Origin of the sequence: Actinosynnema sp. NPDC023587 (genome assembly GCF_040640215.1) — a bacterium.
Classification (GTDB): Bacteria; Actinomycetota; Actinomycetes; order Mycobacteriales; family Pseudonocardiaceae; genus Actinosynnema.
The window spans coordinates 270610-297304 of record NZ_JBFABG010000005.1 but is presented as its reverse complement, the minus strand read 5'-3'; the positions used below and the strand labels follow the sequence as shown (position 1 = coordinate 297304).

At 73.4% G+C, this 26695-nt stretch carries 24 protein-coding genes; 11 read left to right on the top strand and 13 right to left on the bottom strand.

Translation table 11 applies throughout. The annotated features are described in order from the left end of the window. Positions 1-89: 89 nt before the first annotated feature. Complete coding sequence (locus AB0G01_RS17020) at positions 90-608, top strand: EF-hand domain-containing protein (RefSeq protein ID WP_360946121.1); 519 nt, start codon at positions 90-92, stop codon at positions 606-608. 239 nt (positions 609-847) lie between these two features. Here the strand turns inward: AB0G01_RS17020 and AB0G01_RS17015 are convergent, their stop codons facing one another. The 9 genes from AB0G01_RS17015 to AB0G01_RS16975 form a co-directional block, all read right to left on the bottom strand. Next, positions 848-1372, bottom strand: coding sequence for a GNAT family N-acetyltransferase (locus tag AB0G01_RS17015; protein WP_360946118.1), 525 nt, complete (start codon positions 1370-1372; stop codon positions 848-850). After that, positions 1369-1707, bottom strand: coding sequence for a DUF6204 family protein (locus AB0G01_RS17010; protein ID WP_360946115.1), 339 nt, complete (start codon positions 1705-1707; stop codon positions 1369-1371). Before AB0G01_RS17010 ends, AB0G01_RS17015 begins: the two co-directional genes overlap by 4 nt. A gap of 143 nt (positions 1708-1850) precedes the next feature. After that, the gene (locus tag AB0G01_RS17005) at positions 1851-2672 is read right to left on the bottom strand and encodes an alpha/beta hydrolase (RefSeq protein WP_360946499.1); all 822 of its coding nucleotides are present in this window, start codon (positions 2670-2672) and stop codon (positions 1851-1853) included. Between the two features lie 54 nt (positions 2673-2726). Continuing rightward, positions 2727-3827, bottom strand: a complete 1101-nt coding sequence (locus tag AB0G01_RS17000) for a hypothetical protein (protein WP_360946112.1) — start codon at positions 3825-3827, stop codon at positions 2727-2729. Further along, complete coding sequence (locus tag AB0G01_RS16995; protein ID WP_360946109.1) at positions 3824-5035, bottom strand: proton-conducting transporter membrane subunit; 1212 nt, start codon at positions 5033-5035, stop codon at positions 3824-3826. Before AB0G01_RS16995 ends, AB0G01_RS17000 begins: the two co-directional genes overlap by 4 nt. Continuing rightward, positions 5032-7728 carry a DUF2309 domain-containing protein gene (locus AB0G01_RS16990; RefSeq protein WP_360946106.1) on the bottom strand — a complete coding sequence of 899 codons (2697 nt, stop codon included), beginning with the start codon at positions 7726-7728 and terminating at the stop codon, positions 5032-5034. The genes AB0G01_RS16995 and AB0G01_RS16990 overlap by 4 nt, the downstream gene beginning before the upstream one ends. Then, complete coding sequence (locus AB0G01_RS16985; protein WP_360946103.1) at positions 7725-9347, bottom strand: SulP family inorganic anion transporter; 1623 nt, start codon at positions 9345-9347, stop codon at positions 7725-7727. Before AB0G01_RS16985 ends, AB0G01_RS16990 begins: the two co-directional genes overlap by 4 nt. A 71-nt stretch (positions 9348-9418) precedes the next feature. Next, positions 9419-9712, bottom strand: coding sequence for a hypothetical protein (locus AB0G01_RS16980; RefSeq protein ID WP_360946100.1), 294 nt, complete (start codon positions 9710-9712; stop codon positions 9419-9421). Between the two features lie 438 nt (positions 9713-10150). Next, a complete protein-coding gene (locus AB0G01_RS16975) occupies positions 10151-11770 on the bottom strand; it encodes a sigma-70 family RNA polymerase sigma factor (RefSeq protein WP_360946097.1) in 1620 nt (539 codons plus the stop codon). Between the two features lie 236 nt (positions 11771-12006). Here AB0G01_RS16975 and AB0G01_RS16970 point away from each other — a divergent pair, with 236 nt between their 5' ends. Both AB0G01_RS16970 and AB0G01_RS16965 read left to right on the top strand, forming a co-directional pair. Continuing rightward, positions 12007-12972, top strand: a complete 966-nt coding sequence (locus AB0G01_RS16970) for an aldo/keto reductase (RefSeq protein WP_360946094.1) — start codon at positions 12007-12009, stop codon at positions 12970-12972. Further along, positions 12969-13931 carry an alpha/beta hydrolase gene (locus AB0G01_RS16965; protein ID WP_360946091.1) on the top strand — a complete coding sequence of 321 codons (963 nt, stop codon included), beginning with the start codon at positions 12969-12971 and terminating at the stop codon, positions 13929-13931. Before AB0G01_RS16970 ends, AB0G01_RS16965 begins: the two co-directional genes overlap by 4 nt. A 171-nt stretch (positions 13932-14102) precedes the next feature. Here AB0G01_RS16965 and AB0G01_RS16960 read toward each other — a convergent pair whose 3' ends face one another. The 3 genes from AB0G01_RS16960 to AB0G01_RS16950 form a co-directional block, all read right to left on the bottom strand. After that, positions 14103-14696, bottom strand: a complete 594-nt coding sequence (locus AB0G01_RS16960; RefSeq protein WP_360946088.1) for a TetR/AcrR family transcriptional regulator — start codon at positions 14694-14696, stop codon at positions 14103-14105. A gap of 98 nt (positions 14697-14794) precedes the next feature. Next, positions 14795-15331 (bottom strand): GNAT family N-acetyltransferase, encoded by a 537-nt coding sequence (locus AB0G01_RS16955; protein ID WP_360946085.1) that lies wholly within the window; start codon positions 15329-15331, stop codon positions 14795-14797. Positions 15332-15499: 168 nt separating this feature from the next. After that, a complete protein-coding gene (locus tag AB0G01_RS16950; protein ID WP_360946083.1) occupies positions 15500-16501 on the bottom strand; it encodes a hypothetical protein in 1002 nt (333 codons plus the stop codon). Positions 16502-17228: 727 nt separating this feature from the next. Here AB0G01_RS16950 and AB0G01_RS16945 point away from each other — a divergent pair. The 6 genes from AB0G01_RS16945 to AB0G01_RS16920 all read left to right on the top strand — a co-directional run bounded on the left by AB0G01_RS16945 (position 17229) and on the right by AB0G01_RS16920 (position 22482). Next, positions 17229-17903, top strand: coding sequence for a hypothetical protein (locus tag AB0G01_RS16945; protein ID WP_360946080.1), 675 nt, complete (start codon positions 17229-17231; stop codon positions 17901-17903). Between the two features lie 3 nt (positions 17904-17906). Next, the gene (locus AB0G01_RS16940; protein ID WP_360946077.1) at positions 17907-18239 is read left to right on the top strand and encodes a DUF296 domain-containing protein; all 333 of its coding nucleotides are present in this window, start codon (positions 17907-17909) and stop codon (positions 18237-18239) included. Positions 18240-19001: 762 nt separating this feature from the next. Further along, positions 19002-20060, top strand: a complete 1059-nt coding sequence (locus AB0G01_RS16935) for an ATP-binding protein (protein ID WP_360946074.1) — start codon at positions 19002-19004, stop codon at positions 20058-20060. Further along, positions 20048-21127, top strand: coding sequence for a hypothetical protein (locus AB0G01_RS16930; protein WP_360946071.1), 1080 nt, complete (start codon positions 20048-20050; stop codon positions 21125-21127). The genes AB0G01_RS16935 and AB0G01_RS16930 overlap by 13 nt, the downstream gene beginning before the upstream one ends. Further along, on the top strand, positions 21112-21762 hold the full coding sequence (locus AB0G01_RS16925; protein ID WP_360946068.1) for a response regulator transcription factor: 651 nt from the start codon (positions 21112-21114) through the stop codon (positions 21760-21762). The genes AB0G01_RS16930 and AB0G01_RS16925 overlap by 16 nt, the downstream gene beginning before the upstream one ends. Before the next feature lie 87 nt (positions 21763-21849). After that, positions 21850-22482, top strand: a complete 633-nt coding sequence (locus AB0G01_RS16920) for a hypothetical protein (protein WP_360946065.1) — start codon at positions 21850-21852, stop codon at positions 22480-22482. A gap of 120 nt (positions 22483-22602) precedes the next feature. Here the strand turns inward: AB0G01_RS16920 and AB0G01_RS16915 are convergent, their stop codons facing one another. Beyond that, complete coding sequence (locus tag AB0G01_RS16915; protein ID WP_360946062.1) at positions 22603-23199, bottom strand: phosphoribosylanthranilate isomerase; 597 nt, start codon at positions 23197-23199, stop codon at positions 22603-22605. A 277-nt stretch (positions 23200-23476) separates the two neighbouring features. Between AB0G01_RS16915 and AB0G01_RS16910 the strand changes: the two genes are divergently transcribed. Together AB0G01_RS16910 and AB0G01_RS16905 are read left to right on the top strand one after the other, a co-directional pair. Then, positions 23477-25924, top strand: coding sequence for a hypothetical protein (locus AB0G01_RS16910; protein ID WP_360946059.1), 2448 nt, complete (start codon positions 23477-23479; stop codon positions 25922-25924). A 194-nt stretch (positions 25925-26118) separates the two neighbouring features. Beyond that, a complete protein-coding gene (locus AB0G01_RS16905) occupies positions 26119-26667 on the top strand; it encodes a GrpB family protein (RefSeq protein WP_360946056.1) in 549 nt (182 codons plus the stop codon). Positions 26668-26695: the final 28 nt, after the last annotated feature.

Sequence of the window (26695 nt, the reverse complement as noted above, 5' to 3'; positions counted from 1 at the left end):
GGTGCGGTGGACCATGGGACCGTTCTCGGCACCGCGTGGTCGGCCAGGCCGCGACGGGTGCCGGTCCACTGTGGAAGGACGTGCGGGGTATGTCTGCGCAAGCCGACCGGCGCATCGGGTTGTTCTTCGAACTCCTGGACGTGGACCGCAACGGCCGGATCGACGTGAACGACTTCGCGCTGCTGGCCGAGCGGCTCGTCAAGTCGGTGCCCGACGGCCGCCCGGAGGCGCGGGAGGCGCTCGTCGCGGCGTGCCGTTCGTTCTGGACGGCCCTGGCCGCCGAGTCGGACGCCGACGGCGACGCCACCGTGACCGTGGACGAGTTCCGGGCGTCGGTGTCGTCGCCGGGCCGGTTCGCCGAGGTCGTCGAGGAGTACGCGGACGCGGTCGCCGGGTACGGGGACCCGGACGGGGACGGGCTCGTGACGCGGGTCGACTTCGTCGCGATGACGGCGGCGGCGGGGTTCGACCGGGGGAAGTCCGGCGAGCTGTTCGACGTGCTGAGCGCGTCGTCCGACCGGGTGCCGAGGGAAGTCTGGTACGAGTGCATCCGGGACTACTACACCGGTGCCCGGGAGAACACGCCCGGCAACGTGGTGGTGGGCTGACCTCGCCCTGGGAGTTCGCCCTGGGAGTTCGCGCCGGGATGCTCGACGAGGCCCGGCGGCGGCTCGGTGCCGATGCGGACCTGAGGACCGGGCACCTGAACCCCGACCCGTGCCGGCCGCGCGAGAGCTGTTCCCCGACGACTTCTTACCGCTGGAGACCCGCGAGCTCTCTAGTTCTTCGTCCTCCACGCGGCATGACCGCCTGCCTGGATCGGGGCGGCGGACGAACAGGACACCCCCTAGCGGGCCGGGCGTTCGTAGATGATCTCCAAGCCGTCTTCCTCGTCCCACTGCTCGCCGTTCTCCACGAACCCGTACTGGGTCACGAGCCGGTAGGAGGCGACGTTGTCGGGGCTGATGGTGACCCGGACCGTGCGCACGCCGGGCTCCTCGGCGGCACGGCGCAGCAGGGCTTCCAGGGCGGCACGGGCGTAGCCGCGCCGGCGGTGCTCCGGCTGCACCGCGTAGCCGATCTCGACCACGCCGTCGACGTCGGGCGGGCCGTGGTAACCCGCCCGGCCCACGGCCAGGTTCCGCCGCTCGTCCCAGATGACGCCGGTCACCCACGCCGCGCTCGCCGGGTCCTCCTCGGCCTGCCGGTGCCGCATCCGCCACACCCCGCGCCACTCCGGGCCCGCGAAGTAGTCGGGCAGCGGCACGGGGGAGGCCGCGCTCGCGGTGGCCGCGTCGCCGTCCGCGAGCGCCCGGAACACCGCGCCGGTCAGGTGCACGACGCGGACGTCGGGTACGTCGGGGCCGCTCACCCGCGCCGCTTGGGGCGGTTGACCTTCATCAGGTCGACGTCCGTCGCCGACGCGCGCAGGTCGCGGAAGTCCACGCCGAACTCCTCGACCGCCCGCGCGGCGAGCCCGAGGCCGCGATCGCGCACCGCGCGGTCGTCGTCGCCCACCTCGGCGCGGAACTGGACGCGGTAGCTGAAGAAGTCCAGTGCGCGGTCGTAGGACAGCGCGCCCTGCTCGGAGAACCCGTTGGTGAGCACGCCGTGCCGGTCGACGGCGGCCAGCAGCCGGGCCCGCCCGCCCTCGTCGAGGTCGGTGAACCGGCCACGCACCATGACCCGGTAGGTGTGCTCCGCCATCTGCTCTCCACTGTCGCCGACGTGCTCCGGTGCCCCATGCTCGATCAAGCGGGCGCGCGCCGCAATCGGTTATGCCGCCGGATCACCGTCCGGTGGCCGCACCGCGCGCCGCTGCCGGACCGGGCCGCCGCCGGCATGGCGCATCAGCGCCGCTCGCCCCGAAGGTCGCGCGGCGATCCCGGGACGGTCGGATCGGCGAGGAAATCGCCCACCGCGCGGGCGACGCCGGCCGGGTCGTCGTCGTGGATCCAGTGACCCGCACCCGGGAACTCGACCAGCCGGGTGCCCGGCCGGCGGTCGACCATGTCCCGGGCGAGCCACCCCGGCAGCAACGGGCTCCGGCCGCCGTGCAGCACCAGCGCCGGGCACGTCGACCCGAGCCAGTCCGGCCACCAGTCGCCGACGCAGCCCTCCTGGACGGCCATCATGTCGTCCCAGTCGAACAGCAGCCGCCGGCCCGTGCCGTCCGCGACCGCGCTCGCCATGAAGTACGCGCTGTCCGGCACGTGCGCCTCGATCGCGCGGGCCAGGTCGTCGTGGGTCGGTGCGGACGCCGGCCAGCCCCGCACGTCCAGCACCGGGTGCGGGATCTCCGGGGGCCGCATCAGCGGGCCGACGTCCTCCACGACCAGCGCCGAGACCAGGTCCGGCCGGCGCGCCGCGAGCTGGTACGCGGTGATGCCGCCCGAGGAGTGCCCCAGCACCACGGCGGGGCCGAGCGCGAGGTGGTCGAGCAGGTCGGCCGCGTCCTCGACGAACGCGTCGCGCGCGTAGTCGGCGGCCCGCCCGCTGGACCCGTGCCCCCGCTGGTCGGGTGCGACGACGCGGGCCCGGCCCGCCAGGTCGGCGGCGAGCCGGGCGAACACCGCACCGCGACCGAACGTCCCGTGCAGGGCGAGCACGAACGTCCCCGTGCCGCCGAAATCGGTGTACGCCAACGCGAGCCGGTCCGCGCGCGTGAACATGACCCCCACCGGCCCCAGGGTAGGCCCGCCGTGGTCGGGCGGCGGGCCCACCCGTCACCACCCGGTCAAGCCGGGAGCCAGACCCCCCAGGACGAGCAGCGACAACGTGATCGCCACCGCGTAGTGCTCCAGCGACGTCAGGTCGCGTTCGCCGGTGTTCCCGCCGGGACCCGCGAACAGGCCGAAGTACCCGCGCAGCACGGTGATGCCGTTGACCGCGACCGCCACCACGAGCGCCGCCACGACGAACGGCGCGGGGTGGTCCAGCAGCCTGTGGACGTGCGCGAAACCCGGCAGCAGCGGGAACCCGGCCAGCACGAGCCCGAAACCCAGGTACGCCACGGCGAGCCGGGGCGTCCGGGCCAGATCGCCCGCCGGCGTGCCCCACGACAGCGCGCCCCGGCGGGCGGTCAGCGCCGCGACGGTCATCGCCAGCCCGGTCGACGCCACCACGGCGGCCGGCCGCGCCCCGTCGACCAGCACCACGCCGTTCACGCTGACCAGCAGGAACGCCAACGCGCGCGACGCGTCCGCCTGCACCACCGCGAACACCGCGCCGAGCAGGGCCGCGACCCCGCCCACCACGGCGGCGGCCGGCAGCTCCGGCACGACCAGCCCGAGCGGCAGCAGGAACGCCGCCACCACACCCATCGGCGCGCGGGCCACGAACCACGGGAACCAGCTATGAGCCGGCACCGCCGCCGCCCGGATCGCGACCCCGACCAGCACCAGCACCTCGCCGACCGGCGACGGGACCAGCAGACCGGCGGCCACCAGCAGCACGCTGGGCACGTGGTACACCGCGAACAACCGGCCCCGGACCGTCGACCACGCCACGGCGGCGGTCGCGGCCCACAGCACCGCGTGCACCACCGGCGCGTCCACGACGGTGAACGCGCACGCCAGACCGACGAGCACCAGGGCGCGCGCCAGCACCCGGGGCGGGTGCGTGGCGACCGGGCTCAACGCCGCCACCACCACCCCGGCCAAGCTGAACGCGGTGCACACCAGGCCACCCGGCAACGCCGCCGACGACAGCAGGAACACCGCCGTGGCCCCGAAAACCGCCTTGCGCCGGGCGGTACGAGGATCTGCTTCCCGCCCGACCAGCACGGCCGTGACGAGCCACCCCACGACGACCGCCGCCGTGATCACCGGGTCACCGCCAGCCGCCGCACGAGGGGTTCGTCGGCCTCGGCGCACCGCCGCACCAGCCGCACCAGGCCGCCCGTCACCCGGTCGACCACGACCGCGTCCAGGTACCCGCGCTCCAGCGCGAAGCGGTACAGCCACAGCCGCGCGGGCCGGGGGGTGAACCGTTCCCAGCGCCCGGCACCGCCGCCGACCGGTTCGCCCAGCGCCTGTTCCAGGTGGTGGTGGTCGTGCAGCAGGCTGGGGGAGCGCAGGACCTGCGCGCTGCGCAGCGCCGCGTGCCCCAGCAGGTGGACCAGCGCGAGCAGCTCCCAGCCCAGGCCGATCTCCACGAGCACCAGCCCGACCTGGGTGGTGGACGCGAACGCCAGCGCCGTCTTGATGTCGGTCTGCGCGCGGCCGACGAGCGTGGCGTGCAGCGCGGTGAGCCCGCCGACGACCGCGACCAGCACCGGCACCGCCGGGGCCGCCGACCACTCGGGTGCGGTGCGCAGCAGCAGGTACGGCCCGAGGCTGACCGAGATCGCGCCGTAGCAGATCGCGCTGGACGGCGTCGGTCCCTCCATCGCGCGCGGCAGCCACCCGCCGAGCGGGAACTGGGCCGCCTTGCCCATCGCCCCCCACAGCAGCAGCAACCCCACCGCGAGCGGCGGACCGCCGTGGTGCACGACCACCGCCGCGCCGACCAGCCCCACGTCGCACAGCCGGTAGGTGACGAACGCCCGCAGACCGTGCGCGACCGGTCCGCGCCGCTGGTGGAAGAACGCGATGAGCAGCGCGGACGCCAGCCCGGTCAGCTCCCAGCCGACGACCAGCAGGTCGAGCGTGCCCGCCAGCACCACCAGTTGCACGCCCGCCACGAACAGCGCCAGCAGCAGGTGGAACCGCCGGTAACCGGGGTCGCGGTGCAGGTACCGCCGGGAGAACGCGCCGATCAGCGCGCCCAGCAGCCCGGACAGCACGCCCACCGGCAGCGACAGCCCGTCGGCCACGAGCACCAGCGGGAACCCCTCGAACCACGTGCCCAGCGGCACCTCGACCGGTCCCGCCGTCGCCACCACGCCGAGCAGCCCGGCGGACGTCGCCGCCGACAGCACGGTCACCGCCGACACGGTCCGCTCGCCCAGCGGCAGATCCGCCCAGGACACCAGGCCCAGCAGCAGGAACGCGCCGAACGGCACCGCGACCGCTCCGATCAGGACGCCGGTCACGGGACCGGCACCGGCACGTCGGCACCGGCCAGCACGTGCGCGCACCCGAGGTGGTCGCGGGAGCCCGCGTACACCTCGACCGACCGCGCCACCACCGGGAACGCGGTGCGCTCCCGGACGTGCGGCTGGAAAGCCCCGTCCTGGAACACGAACACCGCGCCCTCCTCCGGCACCCACGCGGCGAACTGGATCCAGCCGCCGGACACCAGCCGCTCCAGCGCGGGGTTCGCCGCCACGATCGCGGACAGCCGCTCCGGGGCCGCCTCCACGACCAGCAGCAGCCGCACCGGCTCGTGGATCTCCACCATCTGCCACGGCAGGCCCGTGCGCAGGTCGGACGCGTGCCCGTCCATCACCCCGATCAGACCGGTGATGTTGTGCGGCAGCTTGGTCCCGCAGCCGTAGCCCGCCGGGTCCACGAAGCTGAAGTAGTACTCCAGGTTGATGCCCGCGCACACCGGGCCGACCGCCGCGAGCAGCGAGGCCAGCAACGCGCCGTCGGCGTCGGCGGCGGGCTCGTAGGAGGCCAGGAACGCCCGCCGGTCCAGGAACAGGCCACGGGTGAGCGCGCGCCGGCCGACCACGCACACCGCGTTGGTGGCGTGCCCGTACTCCGGGCGGGGCTGGCCGAGGTCGACCGCGTGGGTCTCGGCGTGCGCCAGGGCGTCGGCGACCGCCAGGTCCGGCGGCGCGGACCCGAACCGCCGGCACCGCTCGTGCGCGGCCAGCGCGCACGCCTCGGCGAGCGCGTTCTCGGCCGCCCGCAACGGTTCCCGGTGCCCGGCGGGCACCAGGTCCTCGTCGTAGTAGGTCATCGTGTCGTCGCACGTGTTGTGGTAGCCGCCGACGAACCAGGTCCCCTCGGGGATCACGATCCCGCGCTCGGCCAGGTCACCGCGTACGGCCGGGTCGTTGGCCATCGCGGCGAACGCGCGCGCGTTCGGCCCGCCCCGGCCGCCGCCGGTCGCACCGCAGTCGTGCGCGGACTCGTGCGGGTTGTTCAGGCTGGACGACCCGTGCCCGACGACCAGCACGACCGGCGCGAGCCCGCGGCTCAACCCGGTGGTGCGCAGCACGGCCGACACGATGTCGGCCCTCTCGGCGGGCGGGAACCCCAGCACCAGGCGGGTGGGCGCGGCCGGGGCGTGCCGGTGCGACCAGCGGTGCGCGGCGCGCGGGAACAGGCAGCGCCCGACCAGCGACGCGAGTCCCACCAGGCCCAGCGCCACGCTGGCCAGCCCGCCCCGGGCCAGGGTCCGGCTGCCGGCCGACACCGACCGGGTCCACCGGGCCCGGAACCGGCGGGGCTCGCGGCCGGGGTCGAGCGGCTGCTCCACCACGGCGTGCCGGGGCGTGACCACCACCGGGCACAGCGGGCGCGACCGGACGTCGGCCACGCCCCGGTAGTCCATGGCCACGCCGAAGAACCCGGCGTACCCGAACGTCTCCACCGAGGGGCAGCACTCCTCCAGGTGCCGGCGCACCGACTCCTCGCGCTCGTCCAGGCAGAACACCGCCTGGAACGCCGGCGTCCCGGCGGGCACCGCCAGCCGCTGGTGGGCGGTCAGCCCGTCCAGCACGCCGTTGCGGTGCCGCCGCTCGTAGGCGAGGTGCAGCAGCCGGCGGCGCTCCACCTCGTCGCAGCCGTCCACCACGCCGAGCCACGTCGCGGCCCGGTCGTGGTCGGCCAGCGGCACGTCCATCAGCCGGGCCAGGGCGAACGCCTCGTAGACCGGTTCCAGCTCCGGGCGCGGCGCGGCGACGTCCGGGGGACGGGCGGTGGCGAGCACGTGCCGGGTGGCGAACAGGTCGACGGTGAGGTGCACGGCCAGGTAGTCGACCAGGCGCGCGGGCCGGGCCGCGACCGGTGCGCGGTCGGGTCTGAGCTCGAACTGCCGCACCATGCCCGCCCAGCCCCGCAACGACAGCAGGGTCGCGGTGATCACCGCGCCCCGGTCCACTACGGACACCCCGAGCTCGTCCAGCGCCCAGGCGATCGTGCGCTCGGCCGACCAGCCGGCCTGGTCCCGCAGGCACGCGGCCAGGCCGCGCAGGAACGGGTCCGGCGGGCCGCCCGCGCGGCCGTAGAGCGCCCGGAACGCGGCCAGCAGCCCGTGGTCGCGCTCCGGCATCGACCAGGGTGCGACACCCTGGTCGAGGAACGCGGCGGTGAACCGGATCAGCAGCGGGTGCGCCAGGAGGTCCGGGTCGACGCCGGTCGCGGCGGTCACCCGGTCGCGCGGGCGCGGTGGGTCCGCCGGCGCGGCGGTCACCGGCGCGGCCCCGCGCAGCAGGTCCCACCTCGGGTCGGCGGTGTCCACCGCGTCGGTCTCGGCGAGCAGCCAGTGCAGCGCGGGGCCCCGGGGCACCTCGATGTGGTGGCGCAGGCGGATTTCGTGGAACCGCCGCAGGGTCGGCCCGCCGGGCACCACCGGCACCCCGTCGTCCACGACCTCGGCCGCGACCACGGCGTCCAGGTCCTCGGGGGTGATCCGGCCGGACGCCAGGAAGCGGTGGAACGCGGCCTCGCCCAAGTACGGCTCGGTGCCGAACACGTCGGCCGCGCGGGTCACCGCGTCGGTGAACGGCAGGTGCTCGAACGCGTGCAGCGTGTTGTGGTGCACGAACGCCTGGAGCGGGCCCTGTTCGGGCAGCAGCTCGGCGGCGCGCGCCACCAGGTCGGCGATGCTCATCGGGTCCGCCGGCGGGTCGCGTGGGGGTCGTCCGAGGCGGCGGTGAGGTCGTCCAGGCCCTCCACGGTGAGCGTGGCGGTGGGCAGTTCCCGGGCCAGCTCGTCCAGCCTGGCCAGGAACGTGTGGTCGACCAGCGTCACGTCCCGCACGTCCACGACGACCGCGGAGATCTCCGGCCCGGCCCGGCTGATCAGCTTGCGCACCGGCAGCAGCGCGGGGAAGATCGCCGCGCCGCGCACCCTGATCCGCAGCACCGACCCGACGGTGGTCGCCTGCGGCCGGGGCGCGAACGCGGGTAGCCGCACGCCGCGCGCCAGGTGCAGCACCAGCTTGAGCGCCAGCCCCGACGCCACCCCGACCAGCAGGTCGGTGGCCAGCGTGACGACCAGGGTGGTGAGGAACAGCGCGAGCTGGTCCCAGCCGATCCGGGCCACGTGCCGGAACTCCTTCGGCGAGGCCAGCCGGAATCCCGTGTAGACCAGCATCGCGGCCAGCGCGGCGAGCGGGATCGTCTGCACCACACCGGGTACCAGCGCCACGAACAGCAGCAGGATCGCGCCGTGGCAGACGTTGGACCAGCGGCTGCGCGCGCCCGCGTCCAGGTTGGCCTTGCTGCGCACGATCTCGGAGATCATCGGCAGGCCGCCGATCAGCGCCGAGGCGAGGTTGCCGGTGCCGACCGCGAGCAGGTCGCGGTTGACGTCGGAGGTGCGCCTGGCCGGGTCCAGCGCGTCGACCGCGAGCACGGTCAGCGTCGACTCGATGGTGCCGATCAGCGAGAACATCACGATGTACTGGATCGACGTGCCGCTGAACACCTGGGAGAAGTCCGGGAAGGTGATCGCGTCGAGCAGCGAGCCGGGCAGCCGCACCAGGTGCTCCGGCCCGAGGTGGTGGTCCGCGCCCAGGAACGTGTAGTCGTGCGGCCGGTCCAGGTGCAGCCACAGGCCGAGCGGGATCGCCACGACCAGCACGACCAGCGGGGCGGGCACGAGCGCGGTCCACCGGGCGCGCACCAGGGGCAGCCCGAACAGCAGGAGCAGCGACAGCGCGCCGACCAGCAGGATGAACGGGTTGGCGTGCACCAGGCTGTGCGGGATCTCGGCGAGCAGCCCGAACGGTGACTCGGCGGTCGGCTTCACCCCCAGCGCCACGTGCGCCTGCTTGGCGATGATGATCACGCCGATCGCGGCGAGCATGCCGTGCACCACCGACGGCGACATGGCGATGCCGACGCCCGCGGCGCGCACCAGCCCGAACGCGATCTGCACCAGCGCGGCGACGACGCCGACCGCCAGCGCCCGCCGGTAGCCCGCCACCAGGTCGCCCTGGCCCAGGTCGTGCACGCTGCCGACGGCGATCACGATCAGGCCGGCGGCGGGGCCCTTGACGGTCAGCGGCGCGCCGCCGAGGAGCCCGCCCAGGATGCCGCCGATGATGGCCGTGAGCACGCCCGCGATCGGCGGGAACCCACTGGCCACCGCGATGCCCAGGCACAGCGGGAGTGCGATGAGGGCGACCAGGAAACCGGACTTCAGGTCGGATTTCGGTGGTCGTCGCCGAGTCGCCGGGGCGGGCGGTCGACCGGTTTGCCTGATTCCGCGGGAATGGCCGGGCATCGGATTTGTCCTTTTTTGGGCGCGACAGGGACACCGCGGTCACCAGGTGGACAGCGGTGCTACCGAGGGATTCAGCGCCCGGCCGGCGGCCCGCGGGCCGCCCGGGTGTCGACGCGGCCGGCGGCCGGCGTCACGGGGACGGCGACGGCCGAGCGGACGTGGTCGCGCCGGAGCGCGACGGCGGGTGCGCCGGGTGTCGCCTCGTCCGCGAAGCCCAGGTCGGGGTGGGTGTGCGGGAGCGACAGCACTCCGACGGAGAGGTGCTGCCCGCTGGTCTCGCACCGATCGGCGTCGGCGTCCGCCTCGACGCCCGCCACCAGGAAGGCCCCGAGGAGCACCGCGACGAACAGGGCGAGAGCGCGCACGAAAACCCCCTCTGGAGAAGTCGGTGATTTCGCGGAGCGGTCGCGCGGAATCGCGGACCGCAATCCGGGCGAGCCGTTCGATCATCGGGGACGCGCGGAACAACCGTCAAGGGCCTGAAGTCGTCAATTGACAGTGGGCGGTCCGCACTACTGCGAGAGGCGTAGTCCGAAGGCGCGGTCATTGTTACGACATAGGGTGGCGCGGTCGGTTCCGGTGACCTGTTTCGTTTTCGGGTGTTCGGGATCACCCGCTCGGCGCAGGCCGTTCGGCGGCCGGGCAATGCGTCCGGAACAGCGGTGCGGGAGTTTTCCGTGGTCGGAAAAGGTATTCCCGGACGCCGGCCGGGCAGCGGCCGACGCCTTCCGCGTGCCGCCTGTCGAGACGGTCGGCACCCACACGGGGCAGTCGACCGGCGGCCGGCACCGGCCGGTGCGGTGCTACTTCCCCGGGCGGATCTCGACCGGGATCACGATCGGAGTCGAGGCCCGGCCCGCGTCGGCCGTCCCGGTGATCGACCCACTGGCCGATTTCGGTCCGGCCAACAGGCGGAACACGAACACCACCGATTCGCCGCCGGCCAGCTCGCGGTCGGCCGCGCAGGTCACCGCGCCCCGGCCCGCCGGGCAGCCCACCCGCCCCGCCCGCGCGCCGTCGAGACCGACCACCGGCCCGTGGCGCAGGTTGCCACCCGGCCCGACCACCTGGACGCCCTCCGGCAGGCCGAGGGTCAGCGCGGGTGCCGGCACGGGCGTCGCACCGGTGTTGCGGACGGTGATCGGCAGGTCGGTCGGCGGGCCGCCGGTGCTCAGCGCGACACCGGCGGGTGCGGTGGCCAGCAGCTCCGACGCGGTCGGCGCGCCGGTCGTGGTGGCGGTCGTCCCGGTGGACACCGGGGCGGGCTCCGCCCCGGTGGTCGGCGCGGTGGTCGTTGCGGGGGTCGTCCCGGTGATGGTCACGCCGGCCGATTCGGCGGTGGGGGAGGGGATCGCGGTCGACGCGGTCGTCGTGGGCTCCGCAGCCGAGGCGGGCCGGGTCGGCGTGACCGGTCCCGGTCCCGCGCCCAGGCCCCACACCAGCGCCGTCACCACCGCCGCCGTGGCCGCGCCGGCGACCACCCAGTGCGCCGTCGAGGCGGTCGCCGGCCCCGCCTGGGTGGTCCCGGCGGTGCCGGCCAGGTAGCCGCCCACCCCCGCGCCCAGCACCAGCGGCGCGACCACCGCGCGCAGCGCGCCGTTGACGTCGGCGAGCTCGGCGGCCAGCGACCGGCACTCCGGGCACCCGTCGAGGTGCGCCTCCACCTGGGCGCTCTCCCGGCGGTTGAGGCCGTGCCGGGTCCACGCGCCCAGCCTGGTCGCGATCGCCCGGCAGCGGCCGGGCGGGTGGTGCTCCAGGTGCGCTTGTAAGTAGGCCTTCTTGAGCCCCTCCCGGGCCCGGTGCGCGAGCGCCGAGACGCCGTTTCCGGTCATCCCGAGCAGCGGCGCGACCTCGGCGGGGGACTGGCCCTCGATCTCGGTCTGCCACAGCACGGCCCGCCACCGCTCCGGCAGGCCGGCGAACGCCTTGGCCACCAGGAACCGCTCCAGCGTCGCGACCGCCGGGTCGTGGAACGGCACCGAGGTCGCCTGCTCGACGCCGGACACCGCCGCGACGTCGTCGGCCAGCCGCAGCGGCTTGTCCCGGCGGGTCTTGTCGTAGGCGGTGTGCCGCAGCGCGGTGAGCAGGTAGGGGCGGAACGCCGCGTCGGGGCCGCCGCCGGCGCGCAGCACGTCGAGCACCTTCGCGAACGCCTCGGAGACCAGGTCGTCGGCCTCGGTGGCGGACCGGGACAGCGCGCGGGCCAGACCGCGGGCGGCGGTCACGTGCCGCTCGAAGAGCTGCCCGTAGTCCTGGATCGCGCCGGTGCGCACCGACGCGATCAGCTCGGCGTCCGAGGGCGGCCGGTCCGGCGAGGCGTCCTCCGCGTCGGGGTGGACGACCCGGTCGGGTTCGTCGCGCGGTGCGCCGGGGTCGGCGGTCGGCGACCGGTCCGGGTCCTGCTCGTCGTGCTGGCCGGTCACCGGGCGTCTCCCTCTCGGTACGGGGGGTGGGGAGTGTCGTCCGGGACGATATCGACCCCGGCCGTCGCGGGTGCGCGGTACTGGGGGAAAGCGGTGCGGGGCGGGGGCCGGGCGGCGGTCCCGGGGGTCCGTCGAGGACGCTCGACGCGGTGTCCCGGAGCCCGGCCGCACCCTGCCCCTTTTTCGTCTATGGGTGTAGACTAAACGAAATTTTCGGCCGCTACTGAGGAGTGTTCATGGGTGACGCGCCCCGCGTTCCGGTCCGGCAGTTGGGTCCCGGCGGCCCGCAGGTGCCGCTGTTCGGCCTGGGCTCGTGGAACACCTGGGACCGGATGGAGTTCGAGGACGCCGTGGCGCTCCTGCGGCACGCGGTGGCCGCCGGCGCGACCCTGTTCGACGTCGCGCACTACAACATGGGCCCGCACGCCGAGCAGGCCCGCACCGACATCATCTTCGGCGAGGCGGTGCGCGCGGCCGGCATCGCCCGCGAGGACTACCACCTGTGCGGCAAGCTGTGGCTGTGGGAATACCCCACCACGAGCTTCACGCAGCAGATGACGACCTCGCTGGAGCGCATCGGCGTGGACAAGGCCGACAGCGTCGTGGTCGGCGACTACATGTCCCCGCCGGACATCCCGTCGATCGTCACCGACGTCGAGGAGCAGATCCGCGCCGGCAAGTTCGACACCTGGGGCGTGAACAACTGGGTCGCCTCGGACCTGGAGACCGCGCTGGCCTTTGCCGACAAGGAAGGTCTCACGCCGCCGTCCTTCGCGCAGCTCAAGTACAGCATCGCCCGGCGCTCGATGGCCGAGGGCCCGTACTACGCCGAGCACTTCACCTCCGGTCGGCTGGTGCTCCAGGCCTCCGACGTGTTCGAGGGCGGCATCCTCGCCGGCCGCAAGTTCCCCGAGCGCAAGATCGGCGCGGACCCCGGTGGAATCCGCGACGCGATCCGCGAGGCGGCCGACCGGGTCGCCGAGGTGGCGGCGCGCTACGACGCGACCGCCGCCCAGGTCGCCATCGCCTTCTGCCTGACCAACCCGGCCGTGGCCAACGTGCTGTTCGGCGTGAGCAGGCTCGCCCAGTTCGAGGACAACCTCGGCGCGCTGCGCCTGGTCGCCGACCACGGCGCGGAACTCCGCGCGGAGCTCGACCCGCTGTGGACCGACCGCGCGGTCAACGCCGACGGGACCTGGTGACCACCCACCGGACGAGGAGCACCGGTCCCACGCCCCTCGACCCCGCCGTCGCCGAGCTGCTCGCGGCGACTCCCGCACCGCCGGCGGGCGCGACCGCCCGGACCCCGGCCGAGATCCGCGCCGCGTTCGCCGCGGTGCTCGTACCGCCCGCCGACCTGCCGGAGGTGCGGTCGGTCACCGACCTGGCCGTGCCCGGCCCGGCGGGCGAGCTGCGGGTGCGGCTGTACCTGCCCGAGGTCGAGGGGCCGGTGCCGCTGTTCGTGTGGATGCACGGCGGCGGCTGGACGCTGGGCGGCGTCGAGGAGAACGAGCTGCCCAACCGCCGGGTGTGCCGGGACGCGGGTGTCGCGGTGGCGTCGGTCGAGTACCGGCTGGCACCCGAGAACCCGTTCCCGGCCGCGCCGGAGGACTGCTACGCGGTGCTGACGTGGTTGGCGCGCAACGGTCACCGCCACGGCGTCGACGCCTCCCGGATCGCGGTGGGCGGCGAGAGCGCGGGCGGCAACCTGGCGACCGTCGTGGCCATGCTCAGCCGGGACCGGGGCGGGCCCCGGATCGCCGCGCAGGTGCTGGTCTGCCCGGTGACCGCGCACCCCGCCGACGACGGCCTGACCTCCTACGCGGAGTGCGCCCAGGGCTACGGCATGACGGCCGACTCGATGCGGTTCTTCTTCGGGCAGTACCCGTCCTCGCCGCGCGACCTGGACGACCCGTACCTCCTGCCGTCGCGGTCCAAGGACCTCACGGGCCTGCCGCCCGCGCTGGTGCTGACCGCCGAGTACGACGTGCTGCGGTCGGAGGGCGAGCAGTACGCGGACCGGCTGGCGCGCGCGGGCGTGCCGACCGAGTACAAGCAGTACGACGGCCAGATCCACGGCTTCTACGGCCTGTACACCGATCTGCCGATCTCCCCGGTTTCACACGCCGCCGTGGTCGAGTTCCTGACCGGCGTGTTCTGAGCCGACGAGGGCGGTCCGGCCCCGACCCGGTCCGCCCTCGTCGTTCCACCACTCCGCGCTCCCGGCCGGTGTTGCCCCACCGGGTGTCGCCCCGGATGTTGCCCCCGGGGGGTTCGCCTGCGGGCGTAGCGCCGACACGTGCACCGACACGCGTGCCGACAGGTGTGCCCGTCAGGCTTCGGCGAGACGGGCGAAGAACGTGTCCAGGTGCAGGCGCAGGAGCTTGCGGGTCGAGAAGCGCGGGCCCACCAGGCTCATCACGTTCGCCCCGGCGGTCATCAGCACGATCTCGTCGACCAACTGGTCGTCCGGCGTCGAGGTGAGGATGTCCCCGTCCTGCCGGCCGCGCCGGATGTGCTCGTGCAGGAAACCGCGCCACGTCTTGAGGTGTTCCTGGTAGCGGGCGTGCAGGTGCTTGTTGGACAACGACATCTCCCAGAACGCCATCAGCACCCGGCCCGCCGTCACGCGCTTGGCGTCCAGCGGCATCGAGCCGTAGCACATGGCGCGCAGCGCCTCCACGCCCGAGCTGTCGGTGAGCGAGCCGGAGATGTGCTTGTTCATCATCGACAGCGCGCGGTCGAAGGTGGCCTCCACCAAGTCGTCCTTGGTGGGGAAGTACCGCTTCAGCGCGCCGTTGGCGAACCCGGCGGCGGTGGCGATCTCCCGCATCGTGGCGGCTTCCAGACCACCGCGGACGATGAGGCCCCAGGTCACGTCCACGATGTGCTCGCGACGTTCGTCGTGGTCGATGACCTTGGGCATCCTGCTCCTCCGAGTGCGACGGGTTCGTCTACGGGCGTAGTGTATCCGGCTGGGGTCGGCCTCCCGGTGGGTGAAACACCCGCCGGGCACCGGTACGGTCAGGTGAGCGGGTAGTCCATCTCCACACCGTCCAGGACGACCCCGTCGGGCAACGGCAATGCGGCGCGGCCCACCTCCCGGAACCCGAACGACCGGTACAGCGGCACGCCGGGCAGCGTCGCCATCAGCACCAGCGACCGGAACCCGCGCGCACGGGCGGCTTCCGCGCACCGGGTGAGGATCGCCCGCCCCAGCCCGCGCCGGGCCCAGTCGCCGCGCACGAACATCGCCCGCACCCGCGCGGGCTCCGTCGCGGGGTCCAGCAGGCGGTCGTCCCCCGGTGCCGCCCCGGACCCGGTGTACAGCTTGTCCCGCGTGCTCCACCCGCCGCACGCGACGACCTCGCCGGCCACGTCGTGCACGAAGTAGGTGCGGTCCTCGATCAGCACGGTGTCGGGCACCGTCAGGTACCGCGCCGCCGAGTCGGTCTCGCGCCGGTCGTGGAAGTGCGGGAACAACTCCTCGACCGACCGGCGCATCAGCGCGGCGATCCGCGGCACGTCGCCGGGCACGGCCGCACGCAGGACTGGCGACACGTTCCCTCCCCGGAAAGACTCCAGGCGGTCATCCTAGGTCGCGTCCCGCCGAAAACCGTCCGATCCTCACAACCGGCTTCGGGTCGTCCCGAGGAGTGGTCGCGGCGGGCCGGGCCCCGGGTCGTGGCCCGCCCGACGCCGTCCGGACCCGGTCCACTGTGGAGGGACCTACACCGGGACGACCGACCGGGTCATGGTCCGCAGCACGGGCACCTGGTCCGGGTGCTCGGCGGCATCGAAGTCGCCGACCACCAGGATGCACCCGTCGTAGGTGAACAACATGGTGAAGAACGTGGTGTACGGGCCGTACCCGATCATCTCGTACCCGTTGTGCCCGCCGATCGAGACCTCGGTGACCGAGTCGGCGCGGGATTTCGTCGGGAGGTTGGCGAACCAGTCCTCGGCGTACGCCCTGCGCTCCTCGACCGGGACCGTGAGCAGGCCGGTGGCTCGCGAGGCGACCAGCTTCGGCACGCCCATGACGTCCGTGCCGTCGGTGCTGAGCCAGACCTCCTGGGGCCGCCACACCCGCTGGTATCCCGGTGCCGCGGTGACCTCGACCCCCGGGCCGGGCGGGGTGGTCCACCGGGCCCCGGACAACGCGGCCAGCAGGTCGTCGGCGGACAGCGGGTCGGACGGTTCGGCGGCGGCCGTCAGCCGCACCAGGTACCCGTCGGCGACGAACTGGACGGAGACTTCGGTGAAGGCGTCGGCGTCCGTCCCCTGCCGGCCGATGGCGGCGACCGCCGGGTGGCCGGCAGCGGTCGTGCGACGCGGAGGCTCGTACACCGTCCCGCGATCGGTGCCACCGGCTGCGGCGTACTCCGCTGCGGCCTCGTCCAGCGCCACGGCGGCGGACTTGCCCTCCGGCAGGAACGTGGTGGTGACGACGATCGTGGTCCGGTTGTCCGGCCGGCGCAGGCCGGGCAGGTCGTCGTCGACCTCCATGCCCTCGGGCGCGCGCAGGGCCACGCTGGTGCCCCGGATCGCCGCGAAGCCGTCGTCGTCGACCTGCCGCGCCGTCGCCGGAGCGGACTCGGTCGTAGTGCTCGTGGTCGTCGTCGGCGTGCTGGTGGTGGCGGGCGTGGCGGTGGGCGTGATGGCGGTGCCGCACGCGCCCGTCAGCAACGCGGCGAGCAGGACGGCGGGCAGTCTCGTGCGCGCGGACATTCCGGTGGTACCCCCAGGAGAAGACACGTCCGTTGTGGACGGAGGGGTGACGCTACAGGGAGATGATCTCCTGTCGCACTGACGAATCCGTCTGTGACCGGACAGGTGCGCACGGCAACCGACACGGTTCGCGGCACGCAACCGCCCGGTGGCGCTGCGGCCCTGACGACCCGGGGGACGTGTAGGTCGTCGGATACGGGATGAGCATCGAGGCGACGGCGGGTGCCGGTCCAGGTCATGCACAAGTCAGGCATTCGCCCTTGTATTTCAATGGCGGGTGAGAGTCCATGTGATTAAAGGTAATGCGGTAACGGAGGCGCTACACTGGGCGATCAGGCGTACCGGTGTGGCAGGCGGGAGGGCATTGGATGCCGAGGAAGGGTGAGGTGCGGACAGTCCTCGGGTTGCGCATCAGGGCTGGTCGGCTCAGTGTCGAAGAATTTGCGCAGCGCCTTGAAGAGTTCGCTCGGAGGAATAAGGAGGTCGGCACGCTGAGTCTTCGGCACGTGCACCGGCTCGTGGCCGGACAGTTGGCACCGCAACAACTGCGTCCTGCGACTGTTCGCCTGCTGGAAGGTTTTCTCGGCTGTTCTGTCGAGGAACTCCTTTCTCCGGCCGACAAGTCCGCGCAAAGTTTGCCCGTCGAAGTAGACACGGTCGGCGAGCGGCCGTGCGAAGTGCGGTCCTCAAGTGCTCTGGCCCGTGGATGTGCTCCAAGATCGCGAAGGTGCTGAAGATCGCCGGTGAGGAAGTGGCGGAACTCGTCGAACCTTCGGGTGCTCCTGCTGTTGGTGGCATTGGTGGCATCGGAATTCCGGTCTACTGGTCTGATGTCAGTTTCGCCGATAGTGGGTCGTCGACGCCTGGGGGTGGTTCCGACATGCCGGTCAATCGGCGTTCGTTCCTTTCTATCGCGGCGGTAGCGGCAGTGGATGTGGGCGTTGCTCAAGACCTTGCGGCGAGTATCGCGGGTGGTGACGCGGGACCGCTTACCGCAGTGCAGACGACGTACGGTGTGGACAAGACCATCGCATCAATGCTTGACCGTGCCACCAGGAGCACACTGCTGCGGTGGACCGAAGACCTGGGCAATCCTGTGGCGCGGGTCAACGCCACGGGAATTCTTGCAAAGATGCCTGATCAGGGTGAATCACGTCGTGTCGTCTCGATCCTGCGGAACGACGACGAGGTGCAACGGCTTTACTTGACCGCAGTGGCCACGCGGGTGTGTGCCATCAAGTGGGAACACGCTGCGAAGTTCGTCGAAAATCCCACCGACTTTCCGTTCGCCTCGATCGCGGTCGAGCGGTTCGCGCGCGAGGTCGTGAATCCGGCGGACGTCGGTGCGCGGTGGTGTTCCGCGAAGATGTTGCAAGAGTTGAGTCCGGTCGTCGGAAGGTAGCAGGTGTTCGTCCTCGAAGTCACGAATGATGAACTGATGGAATCGCTCACGAGGCAGTCGAAAGAGCGCGGCATCATGAATGCCGCGATTGTCAGCCTCATCGGCGGCGTGGACTCGTTCACGGTTTCGACCATGCCTGCCGACGATGCGGGCAAGGATCTCGTTTCCACGTACTCGCTGCCCGCCGAGATGCACGGCTCCGGTGAGATCAAGGACGGCGTGGTGCACGTTCACGCCACGATGGCTGTGCAGGGTGACCGCGCTGTGGCGGGGCACCTCCACCGCGCCCAGGTCGGTACCTGGTTCGCCCGTGCGTACGTGATCACGGTGGATTGATCGTGAAGGCACTGTGGGTGTGGTTGAACGAACCCGCACATGAGCCGCTGATCCCGAATACCAGGGCCCGACACCGCGAAAGCGATCTCCGTCCACGAAGACGCCATCAGTCTATCCACTGTGGACGATCGAGAGGTGTAAGCGCGCGACGATCTTGAGGCCGCACGCCTCGCCGCCTTGCCCGCCGTCGCCGCGCTCGACACCGCCGCCGAGACCGCTCCCGCCGTCCCTGACGGCCTGATCACCACAGGTCGTCGAGGGTTGCGAGGTGTTTGCGGAAGACTCGCGCATCCTTGGGCGGCAGGGCATGGGCGACGAGATGCAGGAGATGGCGCAGCTCGTCCGGATCGGGACAGCACTGCATGACTCCGCACCCGTACTGGGGGTCCCATTGTCGATGCGTCGGACGACAGGACGCTCAGGCCGCAGGGGGAGTGGCGTCTGGACCCGCTGTTGGGTAGCGGGGCGTCGTGCAGTCGTCTCCCGGTGGCGTCCAGGCCGAGGAACACCTGGTAACCGCTGGTCGTGCAGGATTTTTTCGACTTGTGCGGTGTGGTCGCGGGTCGGGCATCGCAGACCGGCAGCCATGGTACGACGACACCTACCGGGCGACCACGACTCCTTGATCAGGAGCTACTGAGAGGTAACGGGTGCACCGTGCCGACCGACCGCGAGGGTGGGCGCGGCGGCGGGAAGATCCGGGCGCGCCGGCCCTCGGGCGCGGGTTCGAGAACCGCTCGGCCCCTGCGCTAGGGTCGGACGGTGGCGGGGCAGGTCGAGGCCGAATTCCTGGCGGCCATCGCGCGGTTCGCCGGACCGGTTCGCGGTGTCGGCGTGGTGCTGTTGAGCGCTTTCGGCGTGTGCTCCTCCTCCGACGACGGACTGCCGCTCGCGTTCGCGTTGTTCGGGTTGATGGTCGTGGGCGCGGTCGCGGACTTCGTCGGTGGGCGGCTGGTCGCGCTGGCGTTCGCCGTGGTGCGGGTGGTCGCGGTGTGCGCCGCGCAGGGCGAACTCGGCGGACAGGCCGGTCTGTGGGCGCTGAACGTGCTGACCACCACCGCCATCACCCTCCAGTGGGAGTGGAACCCCCGGGTCGCCGTGCCGGTCACCGGTGCGCTGCTGGGTGTGCGGCTGTGGACGGCCGGGTTCGACGGCGCGGTGGTGTTGCGGGTGGTGCTGGAGTGCTCGTTGGCCAGGGTGGCGGTCCTGGTGGTCCGGCGCTCGACCCGGCGGGTCGACGAGTCGCGGGTTCGCCGGGCCGAGTCCGAGCGCGCCGAGGCGCTGGCCGCCGAACGCCGGGAACGCGAACGCGAGTACCTGGCCCTGCTGCACGACACCGCGTCCGCCACGTTCCTGGTGGTCGCGACCGAGGGCACCGACCCCGGTGCGGTCGCCGACTACGCGCGCCGGGACCTCGCGGTGCTGACCGGCACCGCCGAGGTGCGGGACAGCCTGGTGGACGTCGGCATCTCGCTGCGCGCGGTCGCCGACCGGTCCCCGCTGCGCGTCGAGACCCGGGCCGACCCCGCGTCGGTGCCGACGTCCGTGGCGTTGGCGCTGGTCAGAGCGGTGCGGGAGGCGTTGGTCAACGTCGAGCGGCACGCCGGCACCGGGCGCGCCGAACTGGACGTCGTCACCGCCGCCGACCGGGTCGTGGTCACCGTCGCGGACCGGGGGCCGGGCTTCGACCCCGACCGGGTGTCCGGGCACCGGCGGGGGATCAGCGGGTCGATCGTGGCGCGGATGGCCGGGGTGGGCGGGGTCGCGGCGGTCACGTCGGCGGCGGGCGGCACCACCGTGCGGTTGGCGTGGCCGGCGTGACGGCGGGCGAGCAGGTGTTCGCGAGCATCCGGCTGGCGCTGCTCGGCGTCGTCGCCGTGCTCCAGCTCGGGTTGTCCCTCCCGCCGCTGCTGGCGCACGACCACGGGCCGGGCGCGTGGGTCGCGTTCGGGCTGCTGGCGCTGGTGACGCTGGTCAGTGCGGGGTGGATCGCGCGGCGGCGACCGCTGCCGACGGCGGTGGTCGCGGGCGGTGCGGCGGTGGTGCTCGGCGCGTCGGTGGTGGCGACGGCCGCGCTGCCGGCGGACGCCCACTTCGGGGCCGCGCACTGGTCGTTCGGCCTGGTCGGGTGGCACCTGCTGGTGCTGCTCGCGGACCGGGTGCCCGCCCTGCTCGCCGCGTTCGGCGCGCACCTGGTCGCGGAGATCACCCAGTTCGTGCTGGCCGGTTCGCCGGACCGGACCGAGGTCGGCGCGGCGGGCGTGGTCGTGCTCGGCGTGACCAGCTTCCAGTTGGGCGTCCTGCTGCTGGCCCGGGTGCTGCTGCGCAACGCGCGCCAGGCCGCCGAGGTGGCCGTGCAGGAGGAGCGGGCCGCCACCCGGGCCGCGCTCGCCGAGCAGTGGGCGCGGGACCTGCGGGCCGGGTTCGCGGGCGGGCTGGGCACGACGTTGCCGCTGCTCGCCGACCTGGCGGACGGCGTGCTGGACCCGCGCGCCGAGGACACCCGGCGGCGGTGCGCGTTCGCGGCCACCCAGTTGCGGCGGCTGTTCGCCGAGCACGACGAGGTGCCCGATCCGCTGGTGCACGAGGTCGCGGCCTGCGTGGACGTGGCGGAACGGCGTGGCCTGGCGGTGTCGCTGGCGGTCAGCGGCGCGGTCGTCCCGGTGCCGACGGACGTGCGGCGCGAGCTGACCGGGCCGGTCGCGGCGGCGCTGTCGGCGGCCCGGGGACGTGCCCGGGTGAGCCTGCTGCGCGCCGACGGCGAGGTGCGGCTGGCCGTGATCGCCGACGCGGGACCGGTGGTCGACGCCGTGTCGGGCCGGGTCGACGTGCGGTGCGAGGCCTACGGTGGGCAGACCCGGACGGAGGCCCGATGGCGGACGAGTTGACCGCGGTGGTGGTGGACGACCACCCGGCCGTGCGCGCCGGGGTCGCGTACTGGCTGTCGTCCGGGGTGCCGCCGGTCCGGGTCGTCGCCGAGGGCGAGGACGTGCGGGTGGCGTGGCTGGACGAGGGCGCGGACGCCGACGTGGTGATCCTCGACCTGCACCTGGCCGGCCCGACGCCCGTGCTCGGGGACCTGCGGCGGCTGGTCGAGGCCGGCCGGCGGGTCGTCGTGTACTCGATGCGCGCCGACGACGAGATCGCGTTGCAGTGCCTGGAGCTGGGCGCGCTGTGCTACCTGACCAAGGCCGAGGGCGCGGAACACCTGGTGCCCGCCACCCGCGCGGCGGCGGCGGGACGCCCGTACACGCCGCCGTCGCTGGCCGGCGCGCTGGCCGGCGACCCCTCGGAGACCCGGCCCGCGCTGTCCGCGCGGGAGGCCGAGGTGCTGGTGGAGTGGTTCCAGTCGGAGTCCAAGGACTTCGTCGCGCGGCGGCTCGGGATCTCGGTCAGCACGGTCAACTCCCACCTGGAGCGGATTCGGATCAAGTACGCGCTCATCGGTCGGGAAGCGCCGACCAAGGCGGCCCTGGTGGCCCGCGCGATCCAGGACGGGTTGATCGGCGTGGACGACCTGTGACCTGCGTGTGGTGTGAACGACCGATAGCGCGGCTTCGGCATCCGGGCTAGTGTGCGAGCACACCCCCCGAACGATGAGGAGCCCTCCTTGAGGCACGCCCGTGGCGCTTTGTTCATCGCCGGTGCGGCAGCCCTGCTGCTGTCCGCCTGCGGGAGTTCGACGGACGGAGTCGCCATGCCCGGCACCACCACGTCCGCCGCGACCACCTCGGCCGAGGCCGAGACCACCACCAAGAGCAGCGCCGCCACCCCGACCGCGCAGCCGGCCGGCGATGTGACCGAGCCCGGCACCAAGCTCAAGGTGGGCGACCGCGCCGTCGTGCCGTACAAGTACGGCACCGACAAGACCGGCACCATCGCGATCACGGTCACCGCGATCGAGGAGGGGTCGAACGCTGACCTGGCGAAGTTCGGCGACAAGGCCAAGGGCATCACGCCGGTCTACATCCGGGTGACGGTGGAGAACGTCGGCGGCACGGACCTCGCCTACAGCTCGCTGAGCCTGCGCGCGCTGGGTGCGGACGGCAAGGGCACCGGCGTCATCATCAGCGGCGACACCGCCCAGTGCGAGTCGGAGTCCGCCGGCAAGGACTTCACCACGGCCGGCGCGAAGTACGAGACGTGCGTGTTGCAGGGGACCCGCGAGGGCACGAAGGCCCCGTCGGCGAGCTACGACAAGGGCGACGGCTACGACAAGTCCCCGCTCGTCTGGCAGAGCTGACCCACCCCTGATCCACCCGGCCGAGGGGCCCGGACCGAACGCGGTCCGGGCCCCTCGGCCGCGTTCGCGCGCGGAAGCGGGGCGTCGCCCGGTCGGCGGTGTGCCGCGTGCCCGGCGGGCTCAGCCCCGCGCGGCGGCGACGAACTCCCGCATCAGGCCGTGGTCCTTCACACCCCGGCTCGACTCGATGCCGCTGGACACGTCCACGCCCCACGGCCGGGCCCGGCCGACCGCCTCGACCACGTTGTGCACGTCGAGCCCGCCCGCCAGCAGCCAGTGCCCGTCCGGCCGGGCACCCTCCAGTGCGGCCAGGTCCCACCGGTGCCCGGACCCCGCGACGGGCGAGTCCAGCAGGAGCAGGTCCTCGCCGAACGCGCCGACCCGCACGTCCGTGCCGGCTGTCAGCGCCACCGCCCGGACCAGCCGCGTCCCCGCCGCCGCGACCTCCTCGAACGCCTCGCGCGGGTAGTCGCCGTGCAGTTGCACCGCGCCCACCCCGGTCTCGACGGCCACCCGGCGCGCCTGCGCCGCCGGCACCCCGCGGAACACGCCCACGGTCAGCACGCCCTCCGGCACCTCGCGCACCAGCCGCCGACCGGTGTCCAGGTCGACCTCCCGGGGGCTCGCGCTGAACACGAACCCGACCGCGTCCGCGCCGACCTCGACGGCGACCTCGACATCGGCGGTGGTGCGCAGCCCGCACAGCTTCACGTACATGCCGCCGACCCTATCGCCGCGCCCGCCGCGCCCCCCGCCGCGCGGTCCGGGTCACCGCAGGCGTCCGGCCCGCCGGCGTTCTCCGCACTTCTCGCGCCGGGGTTCTCCTCACCGTGGACAACGCCCCCCGCCGCCCCGCGATTTCGGGTCTCCGGTTGGGCCGATGGGGCACCGCCCCTCGGCACCGGGGTGAGTGCCGTTGTCCTGCCGGCCACCCGGTTCCTACGTTTCCACTGGGGAGTGCGGGGTTCCGCCCGGTTCGGTGAGGAAACGAGGCATGACCATGCGAAGAGGCAGGTCGAGAAAGTTCCGGATAGTCCTGGTGCCCCTGTTGGCCGCCGGTGTGACGGTGCCGGTCGCCACCCCCGCGAGCACCGACCCGCTCGCCGCGTCGACCGTGACGAAATCCGCGGCGACCGCGTCCACCCCGGCCGCCCACGGCGCGACGGCGTCCTGGACGCTCTCCTACGACAACAAGTCGCCGGCCGTCGGCGCGACGACGATCACCGACCCGATCACGGCCGGGCACACCTACGTCCCGGGCTCGCTGACGGCCCCGCAGGGCTGGACCCCGCAGTGGTCCACGAACGGGACCGCGTTCCAGGACACCGAGCCCGGTGCCGGCACCGTCGCCGTGCGCGCGACCAACCCCGTCGCCCGGCCGGACGGCACCTCGCTCGCCAGCGAGCTCACCCCGCCCGTCCAGGCCGCCGCCACGGCGACCGGCGGCGACGGGTTCACCCCGCTGCTGCACCGCACGCCGACGGGATCGTTGCAGGCGTGGAACATCTTCCACCACGCGGCGACCACCCAGGGCAAGGTCGTGTGCAGCGACCTGTCCACCGGCGCGCTGTGCGCCGGCGGCCCGTGGCCCCGGACGCTCAACACCGCGGTCGGCCCGTTGCAGGGCGCGACCAGCGGTGACATCGCCAGCCCGCTGGAACCGCAGTACGTGCGGGACCCCGGCAACGCCGCGCTGGTCTACTACGCGGCGGTCACCGAGACCTCGGTCGGCGTCGGCTGCCTCGACCTGGAGAACGCGGCGAACTGCGGCTACTGGCCGCTGCTGGCCACCGGCGGCTCGCCGGTGGCGGTGAACAACCTGGCCGGTCTGGTCGACGTCGGCGGCAACCTCTACGGCGTGGCCACCTCCGGCGCGGTGACGTGCTGGACGATGTCGTCCAAGACCGCGTGCCCCGCCCAGCCCTACGCGCCGATCGTGCCGCCCAACGGCTCGAACCCCGGTCTGCCCGCCTCGCTCTACCTCGGTGCGACGACCGTGGTGTCCGGCAAGGTGTTCGCCTCCTCGTCGCCGCAGGCGGGACTGGCCCCGGAACTCGGCTGCTTCGACCCGGCCACCGCTTCGGCGTGCGCCGGGTGGTCGTCGTCGCGCCCGGTCGGCCCGGCGGACAACTACGCCTACAACGCCTACACCGCCTACGACACGTCCGGCGCACCGGTCGGCGCGTGCGTCAGCTCGACCGGCGGCACGAACGTGACCACCTGCTTCACCACGGCGGGCGGCCCGCTGGCGTCCCCGTCGTCGATCACCGGACTGCCCGGCGGCGTGCTGGTGTTCAACCCCGAGGTCGTCGTCGGGCTCGACGGCCACACCCGTGGCTACACCGGCATCTGGGGCGGCCCGTACGCCGGCGCGACGATCTGCCACGACTGGACGACCGGCGCGGGCTGCGCGGGCTTCCCGAACCCGGCTCCGCACCCGACCGCGAACGGCGGTGCGACCCGCGACTACGGCTACGCCTTCGACTCGACCACCCAGTGCCTGATCGGCCTGGGTGACGCGGGCGTGCTGTTCTCGCTGGACCCGACCACGGGCGCGTCGCCGTGCGTGCGCAGCGGCGCGGCGGTCACCCTGACGCCCTCGTCGTTCTACTGCGACGGCGGCACGGGCCACGTCACCGGCTACCTGTCGGCGAAGCTGGAGGGCATCACCCCGGCGAACGTCGACTTCGCCGCGTCCAGCGTGTCCGTCGTGGACCAGAACGGCACGACCGTGCCCACGCCCGGGTTCGCGCCCGACGGCTCGGTCGACCTGACCGGTGTCCCGGCGGCCACCCACACGTCCCTGACCGTGACCACGCGGCTGGTCCTCACCAGCGGCGCGGACTTCGGCGGGGCCAAGCCGAACCTCGTCGTGGACTTCGCGGGCGACCCGCCGCAGGTGTGCTTCACCACCACCCTGGCCACGACCTGCACGGTGACCGACGTGGCGAACACGGCCACCGGAGTGGACGGGTCGGGGGCGTTCACCTCGAACACCGCGTCGGTGCCGATCGCGCCGGGACCGGCCTGCCAGCCGGTGGTGCGGGTGGACAAGGAGATCTGCGCGTCGCACACCCCGTCGCACTGCGGGCCCGGGGGAGCCGGACCGTGGGTGAAGCAGACACCCGTGGGCCTGCTCGGGGCGTTGTTCGGCACGGCCCGGTGGCGCATCACGATCACCAACGACGGCCCGGTGCCGATCGACAACGCCACCGTGTACGACCTCCAGGAGCCGTCCTGCGAGACGGCGGGCGGCACGTTCAGCCTGGCCCCCGGCCAGTCCAAGCAGGTGTACTGCTCGACGTACGCGGTGCTGACCCTGTTCCCGATCACCAACTACGCCAAGGCCCAGTACACACCGCGCAACTCGCCGCCGGGCACGCAACCGTCCTACTCGCCGTACTCGTCGGCGAAGGCGTGCGCCCTGCTCTGCAACCTGTGACCCGTCCCCGATCCGCCGCCTGACGGCCGGTCCGCGGCCCTGCACCGCGGACCGGCCTCGGCGTCGGGGGCGGTGCCACCCGCGTGCGGGAACCGTTGGCGCGTCTGCCCACCGGGTACCGCTGACCGACCACAGTGGCCGGACCCGCGAAATTGCGGGGTGCGGGTCCGGGCGGGGTGCCTACCATCGGTCGGATGATCCCCGTGCGCGGCCGATACGACTACCAGGTCGAACTCGTGGCGTACGACGACGGGGTCGTCGCGCGGTACGAACAGGACCGGGCGGCGGTGGTCGGGGCGCTCGGCCCGCTGGTGCGCGAGGTGGAGCCGATCGGCAGCAGGCTCGTGCCGGGCATCCGGTCCAAGCCGATCATGGACCTGATGGTGCTGGTCGGCGGGCGCGACGCGCCCCGGGCGGCGTCCCGCCTGGTGCGCCGGGGGTTCCACCAGATCCCGCTGGCCGAGCTGTCCCGCACCATGCTGCGCCGGTACCGGCCCGACACCGGCGAACCGGACCTGCACGTCCACCTGGTCGGGCCGGAGGTGTGGGCGGTCAGCCCCGAACGCGCGTTCTACCGGCTGCTGCGTGAACGGCCCGCCGTCGCGGCGGCGTACTCGGCGGTCAAGGACCTCGCGCTGGAGCTCAGCGGCGGTGACCCGCAGCGCTACGGCGCGGTGAAGGGGCGGTTCATCGAGTGGCTGGCGACGACCGTGGACCACGGCGGGTCCGTCGGTCGCGCCTGACCGCTCGGCGGCGGGCGGCCGGCGAGCG